Source organism: Coprococcus sp. AF102-57 (assembly GCF_027686195.1).
In the GTDB taxonomy this organism is placed as follows: Bacteria; Bacillota; Clostridia; order Lachnospirales; family Lachnospiraceae; genus Allocoprococcus; species Allocoprococcus comes.
The window spans coordinates 1-229 of record NZ_JAQCSY010000026.1; the positions used below are offsets into that span (position 1 = coordinate 1).

General features: G+C 48.5%; 2 tRNA genes. Both read right to left on the reverse strand.

From position 1 onward, the window contains the following. Positions 1 to 48: 48 nt before the first annotated feature. Positions 49 to 122 (reverse strand) — tRNA-Ile (locus tag PGZ10_RS14105). Positions 123 to 150: 28 nt separating this feature from the next. Then, positions 151 to 223 (reverse strand) — tRNA-Thr (locus PGZ10_RS14110). Between the last annotated feature and the right edge of the window lie 6 nt (positions 224 to 229).

Here is a 229-nt window from a genome sequence, read left to right on the forward strand (position 1 = left end):
GGCGCTCTAACCAACTGAGCCATCGGGCCATATGAAATTTTTAAAAAGTGGACCTTCAGGGACTCGAACCCGGGACCGATCGGTTATGAGCCGATTGCTCTAACCAGCTGAGCTAAAGGTCCAAATTAAATACGTCCCACTAAGGACAAAAGCCGATGATCGGACTCGAACCGATAACCTGCTGATTACAAATCAGCTGCTCTGCCAATTGAGCCACATCGGCATATTG